Source organism: Streptomyces sp. NPDC059371, from assembly GCF_042751995.1.
Classification (GTDB): Bacteria; Actinomycetota; Actinomycetes; order Streptomycetales; family Streptomycetaceae; genus Streptomyces.
Genome location: NZ_JBHYXD010000006.1, coordinates 44,008 through 59,937 on the forward strand (window position 1 = coordinate 44,008; position 15,930 = coordinate 59,937).

Annotated in this window: 9 protein-coding genes and 1 pseudogene; 6 read left to right on the top strand and 4 right to left on the bottom strand. The window is 69.3% G+C overall.

From position 1 onward, the window contains the following. Positions 1-179: 179 nt before the first annotated feature. From ACFXGX_RS05580 to ACFXGX_RS05600, 5 genes and pseudogenes are all read left to right on the top strand, one after another. Positions 180-785, top strand: coding sequence for a PadR family transcriptional regulator (locus ACFXGX_RS05580; RefSeq protein WP_384784972.1), 606 nt, complete (start codon positions 180-182; stop codon positions 783-785). Between the two features lie 69 nt (positions 786-854). After that, positions 855-2,576, top strand: a complete 1,722-nt coding sequence (locus ACFXGX_RS05585; protein ID WP_384784975.1) for an acyl-CoA dehydrogenase family protein — start codon at positions 855-857, stop codon at positions 2,574-2,576. A gap of 356 nt (positions 2,577-2,932) precedes the next feature. Then, a pseudogene (locus ACFXGX_RS05590) lies at positions 2,933-4,702 on the top strand (DNRLRE domain-containing protein); the annotation flags it as partial. Between the two features lie 297 nt (positions 4,703-4,999). Then, entirely contained in the window at positions 5,000-6,919 is a 1,920-nt protein-coding gene (locus ACFXGX_RS05595; protein WP_384785318.1) for an amidase domain-containing protein, read from the top strand. Beyond that, positions 6,916-7,464, top strand: a complete 549-nt coding sequence (locus ACFXGX_RS05600) for a hypothetical protein (protein ID WP_384784978.1) — start codon at positions 6,916-6,918, stop codon at positions 7,462-7,464. The genes ACFXGX_RS05595 and ACFXGX_RS05600 overlap by 4 nt, the downstream gene beginning before the upstream one ends. 106 nt (positions 7,465-7,570) lie before the next feature. On the opposite strand, the gene ACFXGX_RS05605 is transcribed toward ACFXGX_RS05600, so the two are convergent. The 3 genes from ACFXGX_RS05605 to ACFXGX_RS05615 form a co-directional block, all read right to left on the bottom strand. Next, positions 7,571-9,277, bottom strand: a complete 1,707-nt coding sequence (locus ACFXGX_RS05605) for an FG-GAP and VCBS repeat-containing protein (protein ID WP_384784981.1) — start codon at positions 9,275-9,277, stop codon at positions 7,571-7,573. A 103-nt stretch (positions 9,278-9,380) separates the two neighbouring features. Then, positions 9,381-9,758, bottom strand: coding sequence for a fic family toxin-antitoxin system, toxin component (locus tag ACFXGX_RS05610; RefSeq protein ID WP_384784984.1), 378 nt, complete (start codon positions 9,756-9,758; stop codon positions 9,381-9,383). Further along, a complete protein-coding gene (locus ACFXGX_RS05615) occupies positions 9,758-9,997 on the bottom strand; it encodes a hypothetical protein (protein ID WP_384784987.1) in 240 nt (79 codons plus the stop codon). The genes ACFXGX_RS05610 and ACFXGX_RS05615 overlap by 1 nt, the downstream gene beginning before the upstream one ends. 160 nt (positions 9,998-10,157) lie before the next feature. On the opposite strand from ACFXGX_RS05615, the gene ACFXGX_RS05620 reads away from it, so the two are divergent. Continuing rightward, positions 10,158-11,042, top strand: coding sequence for a hypothetical protein (locus ACFXGX_RS05620; RefSeq protein ID WP_384784990.1), 885 nt, complete (start codon positions 10,158-10,160; stop codon positions 11,040-11,042). Between the two features lie 134 nt (positions 11,043-11,176). Here ACFXGX_RS05620 and ACFXGX_RS05625 read toward each other — a convergent pair whose 3' ends face one another. Then, the gene (locus ACFXGX_RS05625; protein ID WP_384784992.1) at positions 11,177-15,451 is read right to left on the bottom strand and encodes a discoidin domain-containing protein; all 4,275 of its coding nucleotides are present in this window, start codon (positions 15,449-15,451) and stop codon (positions 11,177-11,179) included. Positions 15,452-15,930 lie beyond the last annotated feature (479 nt).

Sequence of the window (15,930 nt, forward strand, 5' to 3'; positions counted from 1 at the left end):
ATGCCACATCATTGCCCTGCCCGCTCAGGCAGGAGGCGGAGATTCCCTGCCGAAGGCCGACAACGTCGCCGTGATCGCCTCGCGAGTCACCCTGGTGTGCGCCGCGGCCCGGGTGAGCCGTGTCTCACCGGGGCTGCGGCGCTTGTCTATGCAACGAGTTGCATAGAAAGCTGTGCGGTATGGCGCTCGAACACGCGATCCTCGTCTCCCTGCTGGAAAAGCCGGGGTCCGGCTATGAGCTGGCCCGACGCTTCGAGCGGTCCATCGGGTATTTCTGGACCGCCACGCACCAGCAGATCTACCGCGTGCTCAAGCGCATGGAGAGCGAGGGCGTCCTCGCCGTCCGGGACGTGCCCCAGCAGGGGCGGCCGGACAAGAAGGTGTACTCGGTCGCCGGCCCCGGACGTGCCGCCCTCTCCCAGTGGCTGCACGAGCCGATCGAACCGGAGAGCATCCGCCACGAGCTGGCCGTGAAGATCCGCGGCTCCGCCTTCGACGACCCGGCGGCGCTCGTCGACGAGGTCGAACGGCACCACCGGATCCACAGCGACCGGCTCGCGCGCTATCTCGCCGGAGAGCTGCGCGACTTCACCGGTCCCGACGCGCCCGGTCCGCTCGACGCCGGTCAGGAACTCCAGCACGTCGTGCTCCGCGGTGGCATCGCGTACGAGCGGATGACGATCGCCTGGCTCGACGACGTCCTCGCGACGCTCCACACCCTCGGCACGACGGCCGACGTCACGGGCCGCGACCCGCGGGACGCCCCTGCACGGCAGTCGGCCTGACCCACCCCCGCTACCTCCGTCTCCCCTTCATGCAATTCCCAGCCCCCATCCCTCGGAAGGCGAACCTCTGTGACCACCACTCCCTTGCTGTTCAACCCGAACACCTACGACCCGGCGCACTTCGAGCCCGAGACGCGCAGGCTGCTGCGCGCCACCGTCGACTGGTTCGAGGAGCGCGGCAAGCGCCGGATCATCGAGGACTACCGAACCCGCGCCTGGCTCGGTGACTTCCTCGCCTTCGCCGCGAAGGAGCGGCTGTTCGCCACCTTCCTGACCCCGGCCTCCGCCGCCACGGACGAGGACCAGCGCTGGGACACCGCCCGGATCGCCGCCCTGAACGAGATTCTCGGGTTCTACGGTCTCGACTACTGGTACGCCTGGCAGGTGACCATCCTCGGTCTCGGCCCGGTCTGGCAGAGCGAGAACGCCACGGCTCGCGCGCGTGCCGCGGACCTCCTGTCCCAGGGCGAGGTGTTCGCCTTCGGTCTGTCCGAGAAGGCCCACGGCGCCGACATCTACTCCACCGACATGCTGCTGGAGCCCCAGGCCGACGGCGGTTTCCTGGCCCGCGGCTCCAAGTACTACATCGGCAACGGCAACGCCGCCGGTCTCGTCTCCGTGTTCGGCCGCCGCACCGACGTCGACGGCCCGGACGGATACGTCTTCTTCGCCGCCGACAGCCGCCACCCGGCGTACCACCTGGTGAAGAACGTCGTCGACTCCTCCAAGTTCGTCAGCGAGTTCCGCCTGGAGGCCTACCCGGTCGCCCCCGAGGACGTCCTGCACACCGGCCGTGCCGCCTTCGACGCCGCCCTCAACACGGTCAACGTCGGCAAGTTCAACCTCTGCACCGCCTCGATCGGCATCTGCGAGCACGCGATGTACGAGGCCGTCACCCACGCGCAGAACCGCATCCTCTACGGCCGCCCCGTCACAGCGTTCCCGCATGTCCGCCGGGAGTTGACCGAGGCGTACGTCCGACTCGTCGGCATGAAGCTGTTCAGCGACCGCGCCGTCGACTACTTCCGTACCGCGGGTCCTGAGGACCGCCGTTACCTTCTCTTCAACCCGATGACGAAGATGAAGGTGACCACGGAGGGCGAGAAGGTCATCGACCTGATGTGGGACGTGATCGCCGCCAAGGGCTTCGAGAAGGACAACTACTTCGCCCAGGCCGCCGTCGAGATCCGGGGCCTGCCCAAGCTGGAGGGCACGGTCCACGTCAACCTCGCGCTGATCCTCAAGTTCATGCGCAACCACCTGCTGGACCCGATCGACGTGCCCGCCGTGCCGACCCGTCTCGACGCGGCCGACGACGACTTCCTCTTCCGGCAGGGACCGGCCCGTGGCCTGGGTTCCGTTCGCTTCCACGACTGGCGCGGCGCCTACGACGCCTACGCCGAGGTCCCGAACGTCGCCCGCTTCCGCGAACAGGCCGACGCGCTGTGCGAGTTCGTCACCACCACGGCCCCCGACGAGGCACAGATCCGAGACCTCGACTTCCTCCTCTCCGTGGGCCAGTTGTTCGCGCTGGTGGTGCACGGACAGCTCATCCTGGAGCAGGCGCGTCTGACGGACCTGGACGAGTCGGTGCTCGACGAACTGTTCTCCGTGCTGGTCCGCGACTTCTCCGGCCACTGCGTCGAACTGCACGGCAAGGACTCCGCGACCGAGCGGCAGCAGGCTTGGGCACTCGGCGCGATCCGCCGCCCCGTCGTGGACGAGGCACGCTCGGCCGAGATCTGGAAGCGCGTGGAGGCGCTGTCCGGGGCGTACGAGATGTCGCTGTAGCGACGCTGCCGGGACCATGTGGTCCGTGCAACCGGCGTCAGTCCGGCGCCGGTTGCCCAGGCCTTTCCACTCGTGATGCCCCATGCCCCGAACTACTCCGGCCCGCCCGGAGTGATGGGCGCCATCAGACCGATGTGATCAGGGACACCCCCAAGTAGGGTGATCTGCCCCGGATTTCCGGAACGTCGCGGCCATGCCAAACATCCTCAAGAGCGAAAATTCTTGGCCCACACCGTGCTCGCACGGTGTTCGACAGAGCTCGAGGAAGCATGACAAGGCGTAAGTCCGTGCCGCGGCACGGATGGCGGGGGTCCGGGGGACCCGCGCGCTGGATAGCCGGAGGGGCCGTTCTGGCCCTGTCCCTCACGGTGCTGGGGAGTGCCGACGCGGTCGTGGCGACGCCCGCACGGGCCGCCGAGGTCGCGGCAGCCGACGTGACCCAGGCCGTGGACATCGCGTCCGCGCGCGCTGCCGCGCGGGCCTCGGGCCACAGGATCGAGGCGCTCTCCGAGCGTACCGAGACCTCCACGACCTGGGTGAACGAAGACGGCTCGCTGACCACCGAGGTGTCCGCCGGACCCATCCGTTTCTACGACCAGGACACCAGGTCCTGGCGCTCGGTGGACGTGAACCTGACCCGGGACGCCGACGGGGCGGTCGAGGCCAAGGCTCACCCGCAGGGGCTGAGACTGGCCGGACGCGGTACGGGCGGCACCGTCCGGCGGACGTCCCTGACGGGCTCGCGGACCGTACGAGCCGACGCGGGCCGCGCCTCCGACCTGGTAACGCTCGGCGAGGGGGACGGGCAGATCACCCTGCAGTGGAAGGGCGCCCTGCCCGCGCCCACGCTCAAGGGCAACCGGGCCGAGTACGAGAACGCGCTGCCGGGCGCCGACATGGTCGTCGAGGCCACACGCACCGGCTTCGAGCAGTTCGTGGAGATCAAGCAGCGACCGGCGGGAGACTCGTACAGCTACACGCTGCCGCTCAAGGCGAGCGGTCTCACCGTGACCCAACGACCCGACGGCAGCGTGCTGCTGACCGACCGGCGCAGCGAGAAGACGGCGGTCATGCCGGCGCCGGTGATGTGGGACGCCTCGGTCGACGCGGTCTCCGGTGAGCACACCCGTACCGTGCCCGCGGCCATGAAGGTCGTCCACGACGGGTCGTCCGTCGACCTCGTGGTGACGCCGGACGCCGCATTCCTCGCCGACCCGAGGACCAAGTACCCGGTGACGGTGGACCCTTCCACCTCCGTGCTGTCGAATGTGATGGACACCTACGTCCAGCAGGGCGAGACCGGGGACCTGTCCACCGACACCGAACTGGACCTGGGCAACCCGGGGACGAAGAACTCCGACGGCACCCCGCGCACCGCACGTTCGTTCATCACCTGGAACACCGCGCCGATCGCGAACGCCCTCGTCAGCAGCGCCCGGCTCAGCCTCTGGAACTTCCACTCGGGCAACACGGACTGCAAGGCGGCGCCGTGGGAGGTGTGGTCCGCCGGAGCCGCCTCGACCAGCACCCGATGGACGTCCCAGCCGGCCTGGAACTCCCGGACGTCCACCTCCACGGAGACGCGCGGCAACTCCGCCTGCACCTCGGCGTCCGACGGATGGATCAACACCGACGCGACCACGCTCGTGCAGAGTTGGGCCTCCGCCAAGGCCACACGCGGCACGATGGGGCTGCGTGCCACCGACGAGAACCTCGTCGCCCAGTGGAAGCGGGTCAACTCCGCCAACGCTGCGGCCAATCCGCCCAGACTCACCGTGACCTACAACTACCGGCCGCGCACCGGCACGAAACAGCAGGCCGGTCCCCCGTTCACCCAGGACAGGACGGGAACTTGGCGCGTCGACACGACCACGCCGACCCTGCGCGACACCTTCGCCGACCCGGACGGCGACCAGGTCGACGGCACCTTCCAGATCTTCGACGCCGCGACCAACACCCAGGTCGGTGACCTCCTGGTGTCCAAGTACACGGCGAGCGGCACCCCCGCCGAGGTCACCGTGCCCGACGGCGTGCTGCGGCACGGCCGGACATACCGGTTCCGTACCTCGCCGTACGACGGCACGCACTACAACACGGAATGGTCGGCCTGGGCCACCTTCAGCGTCGCCGCGCTCCCGGACACACCGCAGGACCTTCAGGCCGGGGCCGAGCAGACCCTGACGCCGATCATCTCCGCCGTCGTCACGGATCCGGCGCAGGGCCGCGTCAGCGCCGAGTTCACGGTGAAGGACTCGGCCGGCAACGCCGTACCCGGACCGAACCTCACGCCGGTGTGGACGGACAGCGGCCGGCGGGCCGCCCTCCGGCTTCCCGACCGGGTCCTCACCGACGGCGCCGCCTACCGCTGGACCGCCCGCGCCTGCACCAGCGTGGGCTGCTCACCGTGGTCGGCGCAGCAGACCATGAACGTGCGCGAGAAGCCGCTGCCCGCGGCACCCGAGAGCAAGACGCTCACCCTCGCCGACGACGCCCTCGGCCAGGTGTCCACCGCGACCGACTGCGCCACCACACCCTGCCCCACCGCGCCCGACGGGGAACTCCGGATCGGGCCGGCCGGCGGACACCAGTGGGCGACCCGTTTCAAGGCGGACCTCTCCGGTCTGCCCAAGGGGGCCCGGGTCACCTCGGCCACGCTGTCGCTGACCCGCTCCGACTGCGCGGCCGACTGCACCGCACAACAGCCCGGCGTGTACGAGTTGTCGTCCGCCTGGACACCCGCCGAGAGCGGCGGGGCGCTCCTCGACGCGGCCGGAACCGACGACTACGTGTCCGGCACACCCCTGCCGGACCTGGACCTCGGCCCACTGGTGCAGTCTTGGACCGAACGGGGAGAGAACCAGGGGTTCGCCCTGACCGTCCCGGCCGACGAGCACGGGGCGGCCTACCGCTCGCTCACCGCCTCCGACGCGAACACGCGGCCCCGGCTGACGATCCGCTACCTGCCGCCCACGACACCCGGAGCGGTCACCGACGTCGTGACGGTCCCCGGTGACTCGGGCCTGCTGGCCACCTGGAACCCGCCGCTCGACCCGGGCGTGGCAGGTGAGCTCCGCTACGCGGTCCAGGTCGAGAAGACCGACGGCACCGTCGTGGCCGAGCAGGAGACCGGCACACCGCGCGCCGTGTTCACGAAGCTCGACAACACCGTTCCGTACCGTGTCTCGGTGCGAGTGAGGAACGCCGTCGGCGAGGGCCCCGTGTCGCGCTCGGCGTCGGCACAGGGCGCGGCGGTCCGGGGCGGCACCGCCCTGTACCGCGACATCGTCCAGGAGTACCTGGCCGCCCGGGGCAAGATCCTCACCGGCGGTGACCTCTCCTCCCCCGACGCGGCCGCCGACGCACCGCACGGCGCGGTCTTCGCCGCGCTGCTCGGCGCGCAGGAGCCGAACCTCGTCGACAACAGGCAGGCCCTCGCGGACACCGGCCAGAGCTATGCGGGCGCGTCGGTGGAGATGACGGACGTCCTGGTCGGCAAGGGCGCCACCGCGGATCAGGTCGTCGTGCGTGCCACCGTCACGCAGTCGATGACACTGCACGGCGACGGCGGCGACGAACCGACGAAGGGGAGCGCCCTCAAGCGGTACACCTTCGGCCTGACCGGGGACACCGCGGTCATGGACGGCGAGGCCGACGACTTCGACGCCGGGCAGACACTGTCCGCGACGGCTGCCGCTCAGTCCCAGGTGGAGACCACCTCCGCGACGGACCCGGAGTCCCCGGACGACACCTCGGACGACCCCGGCTCGATCGAGCTGGGCGAGAACGGCTTCCCCGACGAGACCCCGCCCGCGCCCGCGACCAAGGCCACGGTCACAGCTCTCGGTGCCAGGTCGGTCAGCGGCCACGGCACCGCCAACTGGGCCTACAACCACACCGACATCGGCTGGGAGTACTCCCAGGACTGCACCAACTTCGTCTCCAAGGCCCTGTACCACGGCGGCGGCATGAAATTCCGATGGGGCGGCCGCAAGACCGACGGCGCGTGGTGGCAGCAGTACTACCTCTTCGGCTCGGTCAAGAACAAGAGTTACACCTGGTCCGGTGCCGACAACCTGCGCCGTCACTTCTCCGGGCACCGTCCCTCGAGCCGTGTCTCCAAGACGTACAACGCGCAGCTCGGCGACATCGTCTTCTTCAAGTGGAAGAAGGAACGGCGCTACAACCACGCGGCGGTGGTCACCTCCAAGGTGCAGGGGCATCTGGGACTGTCCCAGCACGGCATCAAGAACCACACCACGCTCGACGACGTGCTGGCGCGCTACCGCGGTACCAGCAACCCCATCCAACGAGTTCTGATCATCCGACCCAGGAGTACCAAGTGACGGAAGGGACCGCATCGCGCGCCCCGATGACCGCGGTGCTGGCAGCCGGTGTGCTGCTCGCGACGCTGACCGGGTGCTCGTCCACGGGCGACACGGCCGACACCCGCTACGCCGAGGACTACGCGGGCCACGAGGCGCTGCATGTGCTCGGCTACCCGTCGACCGGCTCGCTCGGTGTCACGCAGCAGCTGGTCTGGCGGATCGCGGACGACTCCCCCGGCCGGCTCGCCGAACTCGCCACCGACGACAGCGACAAGGACGCCGCGCGCAGCACGGCCGAGAACTGGATCAAGGCGTTCGGAAAGGGAGCGGTCGGGAAGGTGGCGGCCGACTTCTACGACGAGGGCTCCGAGCGGCAGACCGTCGTCCTGTACTTCCAGAACACCGGGCAGAAGAAGGAGATCAGTGTGCGCCTCGACGGGAACGCGGGTGACAGCGGCTGGCACGTCCTCATGGACGAACCGTCCATGAAGGAGGCCACGTCGGAGCCCACCTGGGCGCCCCGGACCCCCGGCGGCTCAGGTTCCTCCCGCGCGACCCACTGACCTCACCCCGTAGACCCACGGCGCCCTCGCATCCGTACCGCGCGGGGCGCCGTGGGCGGCGGGCCGGTCGTGATCACCAGCCTTCCAGGTCACATCGTGACCACGGTCAGGAGTTGAAGTCCGCGCCCAGCGCGGAGTGGAACTGTTTGGGGGCACCGAGGGTGCTGGGCCCGATGACGATCGAGCCCTTCGAGGTCACCCCGCACGCCGTCGACGGAAACACCCAGACCGAGCCGCGAGCGCCGTGCGGGGTGCCGTCCGGAGCGACCTCACCTCCGGCGAGCAGGTCAGCATGGCCGTCGGCGTCGATGTCCACGATCTTGGTCGCCGTCCCGAACACGTCGGCGTCCTGAGCGGTGCCGGGCACACCCCGGGTGTCCTGGGTGAGGAGCTGCGCGTCCTCTCCGGTCAGGCCGTGCGCGGTTCCCCGCATCGTGACGACACTGCCCGCGCCGTCCGTGCCGCCGACGTCCTTCTGCGGTATTCCGGCGGATACGTCCGCGTACCCGTCACCGTCGATGTCGCCCACCGAGACGCCGGCGCCGAAGTAGTCGGTCCCGCCCTCCTCGTCGGCTCCGGAATCCTCGTGGGCGACGCCGGGTATTCCAGGACTGTCCTGGTTGAGCATCGTCATCTTCTCGACGTCGGGGCCTCTCTTGCCGCCTGGCAGATAGACGACCGCCCCGCTCTTGAGGTGCGGCAGACGGTACTTCCTGGCGTATTCCGGTTCCTCCATCCCGCTGCCGCCGGCGCCGCTGTCGACGGAGACGAACTCGAAGAAGGCGTTGGTGACGATGTCGGCGTAACCGTCGCCGTTCACGTCCCCGACGGCCACCGCATGACCGACATCCTGAGGACCGTGGATCCCGCTCAGGGCGACGCCGTCGGTGAGGCCGTCAGGGCTGCCCTTCCAGTACACGAGGTCGCCTCGACGCGTGCTCCCGGTCTCCGTCTCACCCACGGAGACCAGGTCGGTGATGCCGTCGCCGTTCACGTCCCCGGTGGCCAGGTCCCTCATCCCGGCTTCGCGCGGGCCCTTCACGTCGTGCACGCCGCCGGCCGGCGTGCCGTCCGGCCCGAACGGACCGGACAGGACGCGCAGGTCGCCACCCCGGGCCTGGGTCGCCACATCCGGCGCACCGTCGCCGTTGAAGTCCCCCGCCACGATGAGCGAACCGACCCCGTCGTGGGAGGCGGCCCGGCTGGGCAGCGTGACCGAGCCGGACAGCCCGTGCCGGCCTCCCCAGACGACCGAGAGGGATCCCTGCCAGTAGTACTGGCGGGGTTTTCCGTCCTCGACTCCACCGCTTCCGTACGCTTCGTCGTGACTGTTCTCGCGGGACCCGACGATCAGGTCCGCGTACCCGTCCTGATCGAGGTCCGCGGTGGTCACGGAAATGCCGTAGTAGTCACCCGGTTCGCCGACCCCCGGCACGCCGGGCTTGTCCTGGTCGAAGAGCTGCTTGGACGAGATCCGCAGACCGTGGGACGAGCCGTACACGACGGCCACGTAACCGGGCTTTCGACGGGCTTTGCTCCGGCTGAGGTCACCGCGCGGAGCGGGAAAGGCGACATCGGAGTAGCCGTCGCCGTTGAAGTCGTCATGGAGCGCTCCAGGGTGGAGGTTGCCGGCACCGGACGAGGCGCTCGGCGTGCCGTTCGCACACCAACTGGCCGGAGGGGGGCCGTACACCGTCCTCCTGGCGCTGCGCCCGGATTCAACGGGGTCGGCACCCGTGCACGCCGTCATGGACAGGCCGACCGCTATGGTCAGCGCCACGCCCCGGGCGTGTGTGGTTCGACGTGAGTTCAACGGTGTCCTCCATGCGGTGCGCACGCGTGCCCCCAGGCACGCAGATGCAGTTCCGCACACACGAAGCAAGGGCGAAGGCAAAGCAGTGCCTGGTCAGTGGGCGTCAGGTCGTGGTGGGCCAGGTTCGGAGGAGTGCGGCGATCTTTCCGGCCGTGCAGGTGGGATCGAGGAGCAGGTCTTTGAGGGCGATGGCGTCCGCGCGTACGGGCTTGACGCCGATCCCGGCGGCTTCGAGGTACATGACACCGCTGGCCGCGGCGACGGCCAGGTTGGAGCGCTCCAGCCAGCGGCACCGGCCCAGGGTGTGCACGAGAGCGGCGGCTTTGGCGTAGGGGCCGTCGTAGACAGGCTGCTCGAACAGTTCGGCGCGGTGGCGGGCGACCGCCGAGGCGGGTACGCCGTAGTCGTCCGGCGCCGGATCGTTGGCTCCGGCGGCCTCGGCGACCTGAAGGATCCAGGGGACGTCGATGTGCAGATCCATCAGGCCGCGTGCGCTCCCCGAGCCGGCTGCTGGGCCTGTTCGGCCTCGTCGAAGACGCTCTGGTGTTCGGTCAGGAAGCGGGCGGCCGCGTCCACCGCACGGGCGCGCAGGCCGCTGGTGTCGTCCTGCACCAGCCGGGCGAGATAGTCCCCGATGCTCAGCCCCAGGTCGGCGGCTCGCTTCTTCGCGAGGTCCGCGACTTCCTCGTCCACGCGTGCGCCCAGCTGTGTCTTCGCCATACCGGCATGGTAACAGCCGTTACCACCCCAGGGAGGGAAACGGGGAAACCGGCGGCTCCAGCACGTATCGTCCCCTGCCGGGCCGAACGTCCGGCATGCCCTGGGCGTCACAGGTCTGGCGTCGTATTCGACTCCATTCCACTGACTTCCTGGGGGCATCATGCGGTCCGTCAAAATGCTCGTCACCCTCGGCCTGGTCGCCGCCGCTGTCGTCGGATGCGGCGACGAGAGGGCACCCGCCGGCAACAGTGTCCGCAACGTCGACACGGCCGAGCGTGCCCGCCGGGTCGCCGCCGCCTGGGAGGGGTCCGAGGTGGCGCGCGCGTGGCGGCGGGACTACTACCTGCTCGGCGACGCCGTTCAGCTGCCGGACGGCGCCTTTCACAACGACGCCGACAAACGCGCATACGCCACCCAGAACTTCGACCTGCGCACCCCCCTCCCCGACGCTCCGAAGAAGCCGGGGAGGATCCGGTGGACCGACGGCGAAGCCCTCACCCTCCCCCTCACCTCGGCACGAGCGGCCTACGACACGCTGGACCGCGGCGAGAGCCCCGGCCCGGCACTCACCGTGACCGGTGCCCGGCTCGGCAGCATGACGGTACTGACCAGCAGGGGGAAAGCGACCGTGCCCGCCTGGCTCTTCACGGTCAAGGGCTACGACACCCCGCTCAAACGCGTCGCGGTCACCCCCCCGAAACCGCCCCGCTCCCCGATCGGGGCCGTACAGAATGAGACGGACGAACTGGTACCGCTCTACGGGCTGAACACCGTCGCGCAGGACGGCCGGACGCTCACCGTGCTCGCCAAGCACGGAGCGTGCGACGACGGCCCGGCCGTCGATGTGCTCGAGGCCGAGGGCAGCGTGGTGCTCTCGGCCTCGATCCGTGGCACCTCCGACGGACCGTGCACCAGCCAGTCGCTCGCCGAGAAGGTGACGGTGAAGCTGCGCCGCCCGGTCGGTGAGCGCATCCTCCTCGACGCGTTCACCGGCAGGCCCGTACCCCAAGGAGAGCCCTACTCGGCCTCGCCCAGCTGGCGTTGACCCACCATAACCACGGCAAAGAGCGCGCCCCGCTCCGAAACGGCCGCGCATGCGGCACTCGTTCGAAGCACGGGTACGGGTACGGGGCCGCCCCCGGTGAGGACGGTCCCGTACCGATCGGTGGTGTCCGGCACCTACTCGACGTTGATCTTGAAGGTGCTGGTCGTGTTGCGGATGTCCTGGGCGTTGCCGCTCATCCGCAGGTTGCGGAAGGTGGCTTCACCGACCGCCGGACCCTGACCGGGCTCCGGCAACTCGTTGGCCCAGATGCCGAATCCGGACTTGGCGTCGAAGGCGTCCCCGCTCTTCTTGGAGTTGGTGATGGAGATGTCCGTGAAGATGGTGTCCTTCACCGGGAACTGCGGCTGTCCACCGACGTAGTTGGTCTGGAACATCACGCCTCCGTAGGTGGAGTCGTCGATGTCGACGTCGTTGACCCGGATGCCCTGGAAGACCTTCGAGGCGGAGAACGCCCAGATGGCGGGGAAGACCTGCGAGCCCCAGAAGTGGCCGCCCGTCCTCTCCAGGGACACGTTCTCGATGGTCGTGGGCTCGGTCCCGAAGCCGTTCATCGGGTAGCCGAAGTCCAGCGAGGAGATGGTGATGCCGGAGTAGACGAGGGTGTCGGCCACGCGGAGGTTGCGGAAGGTGTTGTTGTAGCCGCCGTAGACGGCGATGCCGGCCGCTCGCCAGGTGAGCGTCGATGTCAGGTTCTCGTAGAGGTTGTTCTTCTCGTCGGCGCCTCCGGCGTCGATCGCCGAGAAGAGGGCGAAGCTGTCGTCGCCCGTGGCACGCGCGTCGTTGTTCACGACGTGGTTGTCCGTGGAGCCGTTCGTCATGTTGATGCCGTCGGCGAAGGTGTCACGGATACGCGAGTTCTTGATGGTCACGCTGTCGGTGTTCGCGCCCCAGTAGAGGCACACCATGTGCTCGACCCAGATGTTGTCGATGGTGACGTTCGCGACGTTGGCGAAGTCGAACACCTTGCCGGGGCCGTCGATGCGGGAGGTGTAGTTGCCGAGGTAGGTGAAGCCGGCGAACGTCGAGCCGTTGGCCGTGGAGTCGGCGCGGAAGCCGATGTCCGTGTTCTCCTGCGAGGAGGGTGCGTGGAAGCGGGTGAACCAAGGGCCCGCTCCGACGACCTTGACCGCTTTGCCGTAGACCTGGAACTTGCTCGAGGTCTCGTAGTCACCGGCGGGCAGGTAGACACCGACGAGCTTGCCGGTGGTGTCCATGCGGACCTTGTCCAGGGCGTTCTGGACGTCCTGGTGGGTGAATCCGGTCGGGACCGCGTACGCGGCCGGGTCCGGGTTGGCGACCGCCGTCGCCTGCTCGGTGTTGATGAAGTCGATCGCGTACGTCGAGGAGTTGGCCGCGTCCTTCTGGAGCCGGATCCTGGAGCCGGCCTGGACGGTCCTGCCGAGCTGCAGGCTCGCCTCGTCGTAGATGTGCCGAGGGGCCCCGGAGCCGGGCGAGTTGCCGGGCGCGGTCTCATTGCCGTACAGCCAGGCGTACTTCGAGGTGAGGTCGATCGCCTTGAGGAACTGGCCGTCCACGTAGACGTTGAGCGTCGAGTCGGTGCCGTCCGGGATCGAGAAGCGCGTCACCAGGGTGTTGGTGGCCGCACGCGTGGTCCATTCGACGTACTGCCCGGTCCCGTTGAGGGTCACCGCCTTGCGGCCGCTCGCCTCGCCGGCGACATCGCCGATGGTCCGGTTCGGTCCGACGGCCTTGGCGCCGCCACCGAGGGTGCCGTCCTCCGCCTCGTACATGTCGTACGGCATGTCGGCGCCGCGGCCGACGAACAGGGCCTGCGTGGTGGTGTTGTTGCTCCGCTTGACCGGCAGTTCGTTCGCGTCGTCGGCGATGACGGTCTTGACGGTGTACTTGCCGTTGGCGGCCGTCCACGAGCCGAGACCGACCGGCGCGGTCGTCTGGCCCGCGGCGATGGCACCGCTGTAGGAGCCGCTGAGCGTCTTGACCGTGGCACCGTTGGAGTCCTGGACCGTCAGCGTCACCCCGTGGCTGCCGGAGGCGGAGGCCACCGTGCCCTGGTTCTTGATCGCGACGGTGAACGTGACCTCGTCGCCTGCCGAGGCGCTGGAGGGCGTCCAGGAGACCGGCGCCGCCAGGAGGTCGGAGCTGGAGACGGGCTTGACGACCAGAGCGTCGGAACGGGTGAAGGTGTTGTTCGCGTCGTTCTGCTCGATCACCTTGTTCGACGGGTCCACCTCGGCGCCGACCGGGTAACTGCCCGCGTCCCGGGCCCCGATGCTCGCGGTGACCGTCTTCGTCTCACCGGCCGCGAGTGCCGGGACATCGGCCGTGGCGGCCTTGGTGCCGCCGAGGGTGAAGTTGAGGTCCGTGGCCTTGGACGCCTTGGTCCCGCTGTTGGTGACGGTCGCCGTCAGGCTGATGGCGTCCGACTCGACCGGGGCCGCGGGGGTGTTGGTGATGCCGGTGACCTTGAGGTCGGGGTTGGCGGCCGGGGTGCCGATCACCTGGAACTCGGCGGCCTGCCCGCCCGGGGCACCGGAGTTGGACGTGAACTTGAGCTGGATGTCGGCGGCGGCCCCGGTGACCGGGATGGTCACGGTGTTCCCGCCGGCCGGGTTGAACGTGTAGTCCTTCGCCGCGACGAGGCTGGTGAACGCCGTCGCGTCCTGGTCACGGCCGAGCACCTGGATGTTCTGGGTGCGGGTCGCCCAGGCGGCGTCCGGGTTGAGCTTGACGACGACCTGGGCGAGGTCGGCGTCGGCCCCCAGCCTGGTGGTCAGGGTGGCCGGGTAGGCGCCGCCTCCGCTCTCCCAATACGTGCCGATCTGGCCGTCGTTGGCGTTGGCGGCGACGTAGGTGAAGGTGGAGGACGAGGCCTCGATGGGCTTGCCCTCGGCGAGGTTGGATCCGGAGCCGGTCGAGCCGGTCCGGGTGACACTGTTGCTCGCCGCCGACACGTTCCCGGCGGCGTCCTTCGCCTTCACGTAGTAGGTGACGGTGGCCGTCGCCGAGGGGGTGTCGGTGTACGTCGTGATGTCGCCCGCGACGGACTTGACGAGCTGGCCGCCCGCGTAGACGTCGTAGCCGGTCACCTTGACGTTGTCGCTCGACGCCTGCCAGGTGAGCTTCACGTCGCTGCCGGACTGGGTGTAGGCGAGGTTGCCGGGGGCCGTCGGCGCCTGGGTGTCCCCGCTCGATCCCTGCCGGGTCACGCTGTTGCTGTTGGAGGAGACGTTGCCCGCGGCGTCCTTGGCCCGTGCGAAGTACGTGATGTCGGTGCCGGCCGGCTGGGTGTCGGTGTAGGTCAGGACGTTCCCGGCGACGCTCGCCCGCAGTTGGCCGTTGGCGTAGACGTCGTACCCGGTGACGGCCGTGTCGTCGCTCGCCGCGTTCCAGGTCAGCTTGATCTGGCCGGTGGCCGGCTCGGTGAAGGCCAGGTTCGACGGAGCGGTCGGCGCCTGGGTGTCGCCGGTGGCGGGTCCGTAGACCTCCAGCTCGGACAACTGCCCTGCGGGCCAGCCGGTGTTGGCGGTGACCTGCACGCGCACGTACCGCGTGGTGGTCGTGTCGAGGGCGATGGTGGTCGACTGGTCGTTGGAGCTGTCGAAGGTGTACGCCTTCGAGGCCGTCAGATCGGTGAAGTTCTGGTTGTCGGTGGAGCCCTGGACCTTCAGGGTCTGGCTGCGGCTCGGCCAGCCGCTCGGCAGCCGCAGCGTCACCTGGTTCACCTTGACCGATGAGCCGAGGTCGACCTGGAGCCACTGCGGGAAGGCGTTGTTCGTGCTCTCCCAGTACGTGTTGCGGTTGCCGTCACCGGCGTTGGCGGCGGGGTACACGTCGGCGTGCCCGCTCTCGGTGAAGGGCTTGCCCTGAGCGAGGTTGGGGGTCGACGCGGCGGCCGTGAGGACTTGCATCTCGGCGAGCTGGGCCGTGGGTGCCACCGAGTTGCGGGTGAAGTCGGCCCGTACGTACCGGGCGAGGGTCGCGGGGAAGGAGACCTTCACCGTGTTGCCGTTGCCGGGACTGAAGACGTACTGCGCCGACGACTTGAGCGTGGCGAAGCTCTTCCCGTCGGCGCTGCCCTGAAGTGCCAGCGTCTGCTTGCGGGTCTGCCAGTGCTCGGGCAGGCGCAGCACGACCTGGCGGACACGCTTGGTCCGCCCGAGGTCGGTCTGCACCCACTGGGCCGACTTCTTACCGGCCTGCCAGTACGTGTCCGCGTCGCCGTCGGTGACATTGACGGCCGCGTGTGCGGCGCGGGCGCTGCCGGCCTTGGTGGCGGCGTCCGCGGCGGCGTTGGGACCGCCGGCGGCGTGGGCACCGACGGCGGGCAGGCCCAGAACCATGACGGTGGAAGCCAGCGCGGCGGTCGCTGCGCGGCGTCTCCAGGATCTCGGCTTGTGTGGAGTCATACGGGGTTCACTCCCTGCGGAGGGTCGCACGCCGGAGGGGCGGCGGGGTCGGCTCGTTCCTGGGCAGAGCGGTGGCGCGTCATGACGAACGGCAAGAGGCGGCTGCACGCACGTACGACACCCTCAGCAGAGGACGCGTACGCGCAGCTTCTTGCATTGTTTCATCGCAATATTTCAGAGCGGTGCGAGCACGTCTACCGTCAGGACGCCACAAGTTTCACCATCAACACCCGCGTATCAACGCCGAGGAGTGACCTGACACCCCCACCAGAGCGACAATTGGAGCAATTCATGAGGCTCGCCGCGCCAGGACAAGCAGCGCTGCAAGCGAGCGCAAGCAGCGCAACTTCTTGCGTGATTGTGCGGCGCTGTGAAAGCCGACCGCGCCACGGGCTACGGCTCATCCCCTCGCGGACCTGGCCGATCGGGGAGCAGCCGTCCCGACAGCGGAATGGGAGCGGCCGGGGCCGAACGGGGAG